The following is an 11186-nucleotide window of genomic DNA, read 5'->3' as shown; positions in this document are numbered from 1 at the left end:
CGCCCCGGGGACCTCGTCCGCTCCGGCGGCTCCGCGCGCGGTCGGCACGGTCCCGTTCGACTGGTTCCCGGACGGCCTCGAACGCCGGCTCGCCGCCTGGTCCAAGGCCGCGCCGATCGCCTGCGTCGAGGCCGACTACTTCGGCGGCACCGGCACCCAGCGGGCCGCCGTCTGGGCCGACGGCCGGCTCGACCTCGGCCCCATCACCAGCGACGAGTTCGAACCCTTCCCGCCCGAGGGCAGCCCGATCTCCCGGGTCCTGCGGCGGCTCGGCGCCCAGGTGGGGGAGGGCGGCGGCGCCCGCGACGAGTTCGACGCGGTCGGGCTCGGGGCCCACCGGGCCACGGCCTCCTGGGTCCCCGGCAGCTGACGTCCGGCCGGTCGGACGTCCGGCTGCCCGCCCTCCCACCCACCGCGTGTCGTCGCGTGTCGCCGCGTGTCGTGCACCGTTCGGCGTACACGCGGTGGCTGGGCCAACGGGGTTGCCCCACGGTGTGAATCGGGCCTGACGCCCGATCTCCGATCGAGCCTGACGCCCGATCTGCACCGAGAGGAAAGCATCCCCCATGCGCACCACCTGGATGGCCGCCGCGCTGACCGCAGCCCTTGCGCTGACCCCGGTCGCGACAGCCTCCGCCGCCGTCGGCAACGGAGCCGACGCCCCCCACCGCACGACCTTCTCCATCACCCCCGTCACCGTCCCCGGCCTCCCCATCGCCCCGATGTCGTCGGCGGGTCTCCCCGCACTGCCCGGTCTCTCCGCACTGCCCGGTCTCTCCGCACTGCCCGGCCTGCCCGCTCTCCCCGCGGCGCCGGGGCTCCCGGCGACTCCCGCCGCCCCGACGGTTCCGGGCCTGCCGGACGCCCCCGCGCTCCCGGCCGCCGCCTCCGACCCGACCTCCGCCCTCGGCGGTGTCCTCGACCTCGTCGGCGGCCTGCTCTCGGCGGTCCCCGCCCTGCTCGGCGGAGTCGACCTCGGTGTGGTCCAGCAGCTCCTCGCCTCGTTGGAGAGCACCCTCCAGGGCCTGCTCGGCCAGCTCCCGACGCCGCCGACCCTCCCCACCCCGCCGCCGACCGTCGCACCCCCGGTCGTGACACCCCCGCCGACCACCCCGGCCCCGCCGGCCTCGCTGACGGACCAGCTGGCCGCCCTCAAGTCCCAGGCCAAGGCCCTCGGCGACGCGGCGGCCGCCGCCGCTGCCACCCGCTGACGCCGACTGCGTCCCCGCTGACGGCACCCCGCTGACGACGGCCCCGGCCGGAAGCCCGCCCAGGGCTCCCGACCGGGGCCGTCCGCTGCCCGGGGTCCTCCACCGCCGACCGGGGTCAGGAGCGGTGCCAGCCCGCGTAGGCGCCGCCGGCAGCGAGGAGTTCCTCGTGACTGCCCACCGCCACGGCCCGGCCGTCCTCCAGCAGCACCACGCGATCGGCCCGGGCCGCCGTCGACGGCCGGTGGGCGATCACCAGGGTGGTGGGCCGTCCGGCCGCGGCGAGGACGGCCGCCTCGGTCTCGGGGTCGAGGGCGCCGGTCGCCTCGTCCAGGACGAGGACCGCCGGAGCGGTCAGCACCGCCCGGGCCAGTGCGAGCAGTTGCCGCTGTCCGGCCGACAGGTCGCGGCCGCCCTCGGCGAGGCGGTGGTCGTACCCGTCCGGGAGGCCGGCGATCATCGCGTGGGCGCCGACCACGCGGGCCGCGGCCTCGATCTCGGCGTCACCGGCCCAGGGGCGCCCGTAGGCGATCACCTCCCGGACGGTGCCGGGAAGCAGGCTGTTCTCCTGGGGCACGATCGCCACCCGCTGCCGGTACTCGGTGACATCGAGGTCGCGGATGTCCGTCCCGTCCAGCCGGACGGCGCCGCCGGTCACGTCGTAGAAACGCGAGACCAGCTTCGCCAGCGTCGACTTGCCCGCCCCGCTGGCGCCGACCAGCGCCACGGTCTCCCCGGCGCGGATCGTCAGCGACAGTCCGCGGAGCACCGGCGGCCGGTCGGGGCCGTACCCGAACTCCACCCGGTCGAGGACGAGTTCCCCCGGCGACCGGGCCAGCAGCGGCACCGGGCGGGCGGCCGGCGTCGGCGCGGTCGGCTCGGCGGCCAGCTCCCGGAGCCCGCGCAGGCCGACTGCCGCCTGCTGGTAGCCGTCCAGCGCCTGGACCAACTGCTGGACCGGCGCGAAGAGCAGGTCGAGGTAGAGCAGGCAGGCCAGCAGCGCGCCGGCCGACATCGAGCCCTCCCGCACCCGCTCACCGCCGACCAGCAGCACGAGCGCGGCGGACAGCCCGGCGAGCAACTGCCCGAACGGCCAGAAGAGCGCCAGCGCCCGCTGCGCCCGGCCCCGGCTGCGCCGGTAGCCGTCGCTGCGTTCGGCGAACCGCGCGCGCCGCTCGTCCTCCCGGCGGAACGCCTGGGTCACCCGCATCCCCGCCAGGTTCTCCCGCAGGTCGGAGGTGACGGCGCCGGCCCGCTTCCGGGCCGTGCCGTACGCGCGCGAGGAAGCCCGCCGGTACAGCACGGTCGCCAGCGCCATCAGCGGCAGCATCGCGCACGCCGGCAGGCCGGCCGCCGGGTCGAGCGCGAGCAGGACGGCCACGGTCCCGATCAGGGTCAGGCCGCCGATCAGGGCCTGGACCAGGCCGTCCCGCAGGAACCCGGCGAACGCGTCCACGTCCGTGGTCATCCGGGCCAGCAGCCGGCCCGCGCCCTCGCGTTCGTAGAAGGCCAGCCCGAGGCGCTGCAGATGGCCGAAGGCGGTGGTCCGCAGCCGGTGGAGCAGCAGTTCGGCCGTGCCGGCCGTGGTGCGGATCGACACCGACTGGATCCCCGCCCCGATCAGCACCGCCAGGGCGCCCAGGACGGCGACGGCGGTGAGCACCTCCGGCCGGTCCCGGCTCACCCCGGAGTCGATACCGGTCCGGACCAGGAAGGGGGTCAGCAGGACCCCGGCGGTGTCGGCGGCGACCAGCAGCAGTGCGAGCAGCAGCGGCCGGCGCAGCGGCCGGAGCAGTCGGCCGAGGGTGAGGTCCCGGTCGGCGGCGGGCAGTTCGAGCACCTCGGGTCCGGCCGTCCGGTCCGGCGCGCCGGGTGCGGGGGCGGCCCGCCGGGCGTCGTCCGGTCCGGCCTCGTCGAACAGCCGGCGGAACAGCGGGCTGCGGGCGCGCAGTTCGGCCTCGGTGCCGAAGTCCGCCAGGCGTCCGCCGTCCAGCACCGCGATCCGGTCGGCGAGGGCCAGGGTGGACGGGCGGCGGGCGAGGAGCAGACCGGTGCGTCCGGCCAGGACGGTGCGCAGGGTGGTGTGGATCCCGGCCTCGGTCCGGGCGTCCACGGCGGAGGTGGCGTCGTCGAGGACCAGCACCGGAGGGTCGTCGAGCAGCGCCCGGGCCAGCACCAGGCGCTGCCGCTGGCCGCCGGACAGCGGCAGGCCGCCCTCGTCGAGACGGGTGCGGTAGCCGTCCGGCAGGGCGGTGACGAAGGCGTGCGCCCCGGCGGCCCGGGCCGCGGCGGCCACCTGCTCCTCGGTCGCCTCCGGCCGCCCGTAGGCGATGTTGGCGTGGATCGTGTCGGCGAACAGGAAGCTGTCCTCGGGGACGACGCCGACGCCCGCGCGCAGTGAGCGCAGGGTCAGCGCGCGGACGTCCTCGCCGCCGACCCGCACCGCCCCGTCGTCGGCGTCGTAGAACCGGGTCAGCAGCGCGGCCAGCGTCGACTTGCCGGAGCCCGGCAGCCCGACCACGGCCACGGTGCTGCCGGCCGGCACCGTCAGGGCGAGTCCGTCCAGGACCGGTTCGCCCGCGCGGTAGCCGAAGCGGACCCGGTCGAACTCCACGGCCGGCGCCGCGGAGCGGGGCAGCTCCACGGCGTCCGCGGCCTCCACGACCCCCGGGCGGGTGTCGATCACCTCGAAGACCCGCCCGGCGCCGGCCCTCGCCTGCTGGACCGTGTTCAGCAGGCCCGCCATCATCCGCACCGGACCGACCAGCAGGGCGAGGTAGCCGGTGAAGGCGAGGAAGGCGCCGAGCGACAGCCGGCCGTCCATCACCAGCCGGCCGCCGACCGCCAGCGTGCCCAGCTGGCCGAGCACGGGCAGGGCGCGCAGCCAGGGGTCGTAACGGGCGGTCAGCCGGATCGCGTGCCGACGGGCCAGAAACAGCCGGTGCGCCGCCGCGTCCAGCCGGCCCAGCTCCCGCCGCTCCTGGCCGAACCCCTTGACCACCCGGACGGCCGCGACGGCGTGGTCCACCACCTCGGCCACCTCGCCGGTCAGCTGCTGGACCTTCCGGTCGGCGGGGAACAGCCGGCGCCGGGCCCGGGCGGCGGTGAACCACAGCGGCGGGAAGGCCAGCGCGGTCACCGCGGTGAGCAGCGGCGACAGGGAGGCCATCCCGACGAGCGCGCCGGCCGCCATCAGCAGGTTGCCGAGCTGGGTGGGGGCCATGGTCAGGAACCCCTGCACCAGGGCGGTGTCGCTGTCGGCCCGGGAGACCGTCTGACCGCTGCGCAGCCGGTCGTGGCCGGCGCCGTCCAGCCGGGAGAGCGCGTCGAACAGCTCGGTGCGGAGGTCGTGCTGCACGGCGAGGGCGAGCCGGGACGAGTGCTTGCGGCGCTGGTAGGAGAGCAGGTAGACGGCGAACGCCAGCGCCGTCAGCAGGAGGACCAGCGGCAGCAGCGGCCTGCGGTCGGCGAGCACCGCCTCGTCGAGCGTGATCCGCTGCAACTGCGGCACGGTGACCATGACAGCCACGCCCGCGGCCGAGGAGCCGCAGGCGAGGGCGAGCCGGCCGGGGTGGCGCAGGCAGTGGCCGAGCAGGCGCCGGGCCCAGCCACCCCGGCCGGCCGGAACCGTCACAGCAGCACGTCCGGGTCGGCCGGCGGTACGGGGGAGGGCGCGGCGTCCGGCTGGACCAGCCCGCGGTCGGCCAGTTCGGCGAGGAGCCGGGCGACGGCCTCGGGCCGGGCGCCGAGGCGGTCCGCGAGGGTCGCGGCGTCGGCGCTCCCGTCGGCCAGCCGGAGGCAGCTCTCGACGGCGCGGCCGATCCGGTAGACCCGGGTCTCCAGGTTGGGCAGCCGCTGCAGGAGCAGGCACAGGCCGTCCTCGCCGTCCGGTGTGCCGCCGGGTGCCGCGAGCCAGGTGTCGACGGCCTCCCGTACCCGGGGCAGGCCCTCGACGGAGACGGCCGCGGCCAGTTCGGCGGCGTCGAGCCGGAGCAGGCGCAGCTGGCCGCTCCGGACCGGGCCGGGCGCCGGTGCGCCGCCGTCCCGCGGGGCCGGGGGCGGCAGGTAGGGGGTGCCGAGGTGGTGGCCGAGGTCGAGGCCCAGCCAGGCGGCGGCGGCCTGGATCCGCCACAGCACGGCCGGTACGCCGGGGCGCAGGGCGGGCCCGCGCTCCTGGACGTGGCGGGCGAAGGCGGCCGCCGTTCCGACCAGCGCGCGGGCGGCGGACGGGTGCCGAAGGGCGGCGGAGCGGGTGCGCTCCTCCTGCTCGAAGCGGGTGAACTCCTCGTCGAACCCGTCGCCGAGGAGTTCGGCGGTCAGGGGCAGCAGCAGCCTGAGCTCCTCCGGCGCCGGCCCGTCGGCGGCGGGGTCGGTGGACCGCCCGCCGCGCCGGGCGGCGTCCTGGAAGATCCCGGCGTACCGGTCGGCCCAGGCGTCGAGGTCGGTCTCGCCGTCGAGGAGGTCCCGGCCCGCGGCGCCCACCCGGGCGGCCTCGGCCGGGTCGGCGCAGACCCGGCCGAGCAGGTCGGCCAGGCCGGCGTGGTCGGTGGGGTCCGGCACGACGTAGAGGTTGCGCCGGTGCTCGGCCCGGTCGCCGGTGCTCTCCTTGCGGATCAGTTCGCGGGTGGCGATCGCGGCGGTGCCGGTGGCGAAGCACTCGCGGAGCTTGGTGGGGATGTGCTGGCGGATCGGGAAGTCGTGTTCGAGGAGCGCGACGGCGGTGCAGGCCCGGAGGTAGCCGGGGACGCGCTCGACCGGGACGAAGGGCAGCAGCCAGAACCGGTCGGTCAGGCCCAGGGCGTCGATCCGGGCGCGGAGTTCGGCCGGGACGCTGCCGCCGACCAGGGCGGCGACGTACGGCCGGGGGCCGCTCATCAGGGCCATCGCCTCGACCAGGTGGCGCAGCCCGGTCCTGGCGTTGGCCTTCCCGTAGTACCCGATCACCGGGGTGCCGTCGCTGAGCCGCGCGGGGTCGGGCAGATCGGCGCCGCCGGCCGCGGCCCCGGCCGCCAGGGCGGCCAGGTCGAGCGGGGCCGCGCCGGGGTGGAACAGCTCGGTGGGGACGACGGGCTGGACGGCGCCGGTGAAGCGGGAGCGGTCCACGCCGAGGCCCGGCAGCGGGCCGGGGGCGGCGACGATCGCGGTGGCCCCGAGCAGGGCCTCCTTGTAGGTGGTCTGGAGGTCCCCGTGGTTCATCAGCCGGTTGCGGTCGGTCCCGGCGGAGCGCAGGACGTGCGGCACCCCGGTCCACAGCGAGGCCAGGTGGGCGGCGACCCCACAGGGCTCCAGGTAGTTGGAGTAGACCACCTCGCAGTCGTGCGCGCGGATCACCCGGGCGGCGGCGCCGGCGAGCCGGGAGACGGTCGCGTCGGTCTGCGGGATGTGGCGCATCGCGGTCGTCGGAGGGGTGAGCGGCACGACGGTGACGGAGGTCGCCGAGGCCGCTCCGGCGATCCGGTACGTGTCGGCGACCTCGAAGGCGTTGGTCACCACGTGCACCTCGTGGCCCCGGCGGACGAGTGCCCGGGCCAGCAGCGCCGCCCGGACGGCGACTCCGCCCTGGGTGGGCGGGAATTTCACGACGAAACAGATGCGCATGTCAGCTCTCGGCGGGGAGGAGGACGTTGATGCGGACGAGCTCGGCGATCAGCCGGGCCGCGGCCGGGCCGTACTCGGCGAGTACGACGGAGGCGGGTGTCCCGGCCTGGAGCCGGGCGACCGCCGCGTGGGCGCCGGCGGCGAGGCGCACGGTGGCGATGTCGGAGCGGCCGGTCCGCACCAGTAGCAGGTGGCTGGGGGTCGGGCGGCAGGTGAACGCGGCGGACTCGCCGGAGGCGCTCGCGGTCGCGGTCGGTGGTGCGTTCGCCGCTGGGGGCGCGGGCGCGGTCGCGGCGATGAGGGCCGGCAGGTCGCTGGCGTAGGAGCACAGCATCGCGTGGCCGGCCAGGTGGTGGACGCCGGGGCCGGGCGACGTCGCGCCGGCCCCGGCCGCCGCGGGGCCGGGGAGCGGTTCGGCCCGCCGGTGGGCCGGTCCGTCCAGGGCCTGGGCGAGGCGGGCCTGCGCCAGCAGTCGGCCGCGGTCCTCGTCGTGCCGGGCGGCTTCGGGGAGACACTGTCCGCACGCGTCGCCGAGGCCGGGGGCGGCGGTCCGCAGTTCCTCGCGGAAGCGCTCCGGGTCGGCGAGGCCGAACGGGATGTCGAGCTTGGCCCGGTCCGTGTGCGTCCCGAGCGTCTCCACGATCCGGGTCAGGGTCGGGTACGGCGTCCTCGCCCGCGAGTACCGCTTGCGGGCGGAGATCCGCGCGGAGACGGCGATCCGGTCGGGTGCGACGCCGGTCCGGAAGCTCCGGGCCTCGTCGGGGGTGAGCCCGCGCGCGGTGAGGTAGCCGTCGGGGTCGTCCTGGTAGCGCTCGCGCTCCTGCCGGGAGGCCATCAGCAGGGAGATGAGCTCGAATCCGATGCGGGTGTCCACCGGTCAGCCCTTCCGGCTCGGGGCGGCCGTCCGGCGCGGGTCCGTCGTCCGGCGCGGGTCGGCGGGCCGTCGCCGCAGGTCCGTCGCCCGGCGCAGGTCGGCGGCGATCTCCTCGGTCCGGTCGAGCCGCTGGTCCCGTTCGAGCATCACGGCGGGCACCCGGTGGAACTCCAGCAGGGCGTCCAGCAGCTCCCAGACCGGCTCCGGCACCGGCATGGAGTGGGTGTCGAAGTAGGTGCCCTCCTCCTCGACCCCGCCCGCCAGATGGACCTGGACGACCCGCTCGTACGGGATCTCCCGGATGAAGTCGAGGGCGTCGAAGCCGTGATTGCGCGCGTTGTAGCTGAGGTTGGTGAGGTCGAGCAGCAGGTGGCAGCCCGAGGCCTCGACGATCTCCGTCACGAACTGGGCCTCGGTGAGCTCGTCGCCCCAGCTGAAGTGGTAGGCGATGTTCTCCAGCAGGAACGGCCGGCCGACCCGCTCCACGGCCCGCCGGGCGCGGCGGGCGACGTGCCGGGCGCTCTCCCGGGTGCGGGGCAGCGGCAGCAGGGTGCCGAGTTCGGCCGTCGAGGTGCGGGTGAAGCAGAGGTGGTCGCTGAACCACGGGGCGTCGAAGCCCTCGACCACTGCGGCGAGCTCCTCCAGATAGGCGTCCCACCGGGCGTCGTCCCCGACCGACCCGATGGACATCTCGATGCCGTGCGGGACGATCGGAATTCCCGGGATCCGCGCCGTCAGGGAATCGAGGGATTCCCGTTTTCCGGTCGTCCCCATGTAATGCTCGGATATGACCTCGACCCATTCGACCAGACCCGGGTCGGTGGCGATCTCGTGAATCGGTTCCCGGTACCCGATACCGGTCCCGAGTTCGGGCACCGCTTTATTCATGGCCGCCCGGACATGGACTACCAGCACTCGCAGGAGCAGTAGCGGCCCATGTTGACGTCGATCGACGGCAGCTCCGGGAGCAGCTCGATCGTCAGGTCCAGCTCGTTCTCGACCTCGGTCGCCGGAGCGGCCTCGAGCAGGGTCGTCGCCATTTCCATCCCCTTTCGTACAGTCCTCCCGACCGGTCGGGCGACCGGCCGGGACGTCAGTACCGTATGACATTGCACGGGTGGGGGCAATGGCTTTCCGGATCCTCTGGAAGTTTCTTTCGGAAGCATTCCTTCGGGCGCCCCGGTGGCGTTCTGCGGGCATGCCTGAGAAATGCCCGAGGGAATCCCTGGGGCATGTCGTGGGAATGTCAAGAAATCAAGGCCGGTGAATTCGGCGAGGTATTGAGGGCGGCCGTGGGCGGCCGTGGGCGGCTTTGGGTGGCCGGTAGGGCGTCAGTGCGCGGCGAGCCGGGCCGACCACGGGTGCGCGGGCGCGCCCGGCGGAGCGAGGCGCGGCGCGAGCCAGGCCCGCTGCTCCTCGGTGAGCAATGGGGCGAGGTCGGCGAAGTCCGCGTCGTCCTTGGGGCGGCCATCACGGGCCTTGAACAGGAGGACGACCTCGGGCGAGAGGTACGGCAGTCCGCCGGGCGAGGTGCGGGTGAGCGCCTCCAGCGGACGGCGGGTGCGGCGGCCGCGGTGGAACACCCAGTCCGCGCCGTCCGCGGCGCCGAACAGGATCTCGACCGGTCCGGCGGTTCCCCCGGCGTCCAGGGACAGGGTCTCGCGGCCGGGCTCCGGCGGCTCCCCCGGGACCCAGGGGCGTCGCGCGCCGTCCTGCTGGTCGGTCACGGTGAGCGGTCGGTCCGCGAAGTGACGGGCGAGCAGCTCGGACTCCCGGGCCAGCACCAGTATGTCGACGTCCGTGTGGGTGCGCCGGACCCGCCCCACTTCAAGATCGACGGCCCATCCGCCGGCGATCCACCACGAGCCTTCGAAGCCGGCGAACAGCCGGCCCGCTTCCAGGAGTGGAGCAGATGCCTCGACACTCCTGTGATCCTTCCCCCGAATAATCACCGCTGTAACATATCACATATCAAACACCTCCTGCCTCCCCAGTAGCACCGACCCCGGAGCGCGACGAGGGCGCGGCGACGAGGCTGTCCTCGTCACCACGCCCTCGACCGGTCGCCGCACCGGCGGCAGCCCGGGGCTAGCGGTAGTTCACGTACTGGAGCGCGAAGTCCAGGTCCTTGCCCTTGAGCAGGGCCTGCACGGTCTGGAGGTCGTCACGGCTCTTCGAGGTCACCCGGAGCTCGTCGCCCTGGACCTGCGCCTTGACGCCCTTCGGGCCCTCGTCCCGGATGATCTTCGCGACCTTCTTGGCATCGTCCTGGGAGATGCCCTCCTTCACGTCCGCGAAGATCTTGTACTCCTTGCCGGACAGCTGCGGCTCCTTGGCGTCCAGCGCCTTGAGCGACAGGCCGCGCTTGATGAACTTGCTCTGCAGCACGTCCAGGATCGCCTTGACGCGCTCCTCGCCGTTGGCCTTCATCTCGATCGTCTCGCCCGAGCGCTTGATCTCGGCGCCGACGTTCTTGAAGTCGAAGCGCGTGGAGATCTCGCGGGAGGTCTGGTTGATCGCGTTGTCGACCTCCTGCCACTCGACCTTCGAGACGATGTCGAAACTGGAGTCGGCCATGGGTGTTGGTCTCCTTGATGTTCTGGCTGCACTGACACGGCCCGCCCCACCGGGCGTCCGCCGTCCCAGCCTATCCAGCCGACCCCCACCCCCGCCCGGGACGCCCACGCCGCACCCGCCCGTCCGGCCCCGGGAACCGGGTGGCGAACCACCCCCCGGCATCGGGTAAGGTTTACCCAGTCGAACGGGGCAAGCCCCGCAAGACGAACATCCTGGCTGGTTGCCCGAGCGGCCAAAGGGAGCAGACTGTAAATCTGTCGCGCAAGCTACGCAGGTTCGAACCCTGCACCAGCCACAGGATAGAAAAACAGCCTCTGATCTGCGGAAACGCAGATCAGAGGCTGTTTTTGTCGTATGCGGACGCCGGCCTGCCGGGGCGGTCCGCCAGGGGTGGTCCGCCTCACTTCGTCCCGCCCGGATCCTCGTGCCGGCCGGTGTGTACGGACCAGGTGCGGACCGGGGCCCGGGGCCGGGGGCGCCGGTCGGTTCCGGTGGTTCGGTTCGGCTCGGGACCGGCTCGCTCGCGAGGTGCCGGTGCCGAGCCCCGGGCTTACCGTCGACGTAGCTCGGTTCCCACGACCCAACACGTCGGAGTTCGGTATGGCCAGCTATGAGACACACGCCCAGGCCGCGAGCGACATCCTGGCGCAGACCAAGATCACCGGGATGGCGGCCACCCATGAGCTGCGCGCGCAGGTCGCGCAGGTCGAAGCCCTGCTGGCACTCGCCGCGGCCGTGGCCGGCCGTCGCTCGGGTGCGCCGCAGCCGCCGCAGTACCCGCCCCACGCGGCCCCCGACTCCTACTGACGGACGGAGCACGGCTCCTGACCCACGGAAACGCGGGTCAGGAGCCGTGCTCCGTTTCCGGGGTCAGGGGGTGAGGAGGAGGGCTGCGGCGGTGGGGGTGTCGGGGGCGGTGTGGGTGGGGG

General features: G+C 74.7%; 9 protein-coding genes, 1 tRNA gene and 1 pseudogene. 4 read left to right on the top strand and 7 right to left on the bottom strand.

Features of this window, described 5'->3' with window-relative positions:
* Both VR45_RS01650 and VR45_RS01645 read left to right on the top strand, forming a co-directional pair.
* Positions 1–370 (top strand): annotated as a pseudogene (locus tag VR45_RS01650) (hypothetical protein); the annotation flags it as partial.
* Positions 371–566: 196 nt separating this feature from the next.
* Positions 567–1211: a hypothetical protein gene (locus tag VR45_RS01645; protein WP_045937847.1), complete on the top strand. Its 645-nt coding sequence runs from the start codon at positions 567–569 to the stop codon at positions 1209–1211.
* A gap of 115 nt (positions 1212–1326) precedes the next feature.
* Here VR45_RS01645 and VR45_RS01640 read toward each other — a convergent pair whose 3' ends face one another.
* From VR45_RS01640 to VR45_RS01615, 7 genes are all read right to left on the bottom strand, one after another.
* Positions 1327–4842, bottom strand: coding sequence for an ABC transporter ATP-binding protein (locus tag VR45_RS01640; RefSeq protein WP_045937846.1), 3516 nt, complete (start codon positions 4840–4842; stop codon positions 1327–1329).
* Positions 4839–6788, bottom strand: coding sequence for a glycosyltransferase (locus VR45_RS01635; protein ID WP_159394089.1), 1950 nt, complete (start codon positions 6786–6788; stop codon positions 4839–4841). Before VR45_RS01635 ends, VR45_RS01640 begins: the two co-directional genes overlap by 4 nt.
* Positions 6789–6807: 19 nt before the next feature.
* On the bottom strand, positions 6808–7680 hold the full coding sequence (locus VR45_RS01630; RefSeq protein ID WP_045937844.1) for a hypothetical protein: 873 nt from the start codon (positions 7678–7680) through the stop codon (positions 6808–6810).
* A gap of 3 nt (positions 7681–7683) precedes the next feature.
* Positions 7684–8568 (bottom strand): DUF692 domain-containing protein, encoded by an 885-nt coding sequence (locus tag VR45_RS01625; RefSeq protein WP_063772391.1) that lies wholly within the window; start codon positions 8566–8568, stop codon positions 7684–7686.
* A gap of 17 nt (positions 8569–8585) precedes the next feature.
* Positions 8586–8720: a hypothetical protein gene (locus VR45_RS49890; protein WP_266269970.1), complete on the bottom strand. Its 135-nt coding sequence runs from the start codon at positions 8718–8720 to the stop codon at positions 8586–8588.
* A 291-nt stretch (positions 8721–9011) separates the two neighbouring features.
* Positions 9012–9632 (bottom strand): amino acid transporter, encoded by a 621-nt coding sequence (locus VR45_RS01620; RefSeq protein WP_107084071.1) that lies wholly within the window; start codon positions 9630–9632, stop codon positions 9012–9014.
* A 136-nt stretch (positions 9633–9768) separates the two neighbouring features.
* Positions 9769–10257, bottom strand: coding sequence for a YajQ family cyclic di-GMP-binding protein (locus VR45_RS01615; RefSeq protein WP_030393881.1), 489 nt, complete (start codon positions 10255–10257; stop codon positions 9769–9771).
* 214 nt (positions 10258–10471) lie between these two features.
* Here VR45_RS01615 and VR45_RS01610 point away from each other — a divergent pair.
* Positions 10472–10552, top strand: a tRNA-Tyr gene (locus VR45_RS01610).
* 305 nt (positions 10553–10857) lie between these two features.
* On the top strand, positions 10858–11064 hold the full coding sequence (locus tag VR45_RS01605; RefSeq protein ID WP_045937843.1) for a hypothetical protein: 207 nt from the start codon (positions 10858–10860) through the stop codon (positions 11062–11064).
* Positions 11065–11186: the final 122 nt, after the last annotated feature.

It is taken from the genome of Streptomyces sp. NRRL S-495 (genome assembly GCF_000966955.1).
GTDB classification, from domain to species: domain Bacteria; phylum Actinomycetota; class Actinomycetes; order Streptomycetales; family Streptomycetaceae; genus Kitasatospora; species Kitasatospora purpeofusca.
The sequence above is the reverse complement of the archived record's forward strand: the minus strand, read 5'-3'. Positions and strand labels throughout refer to the sequence as shown.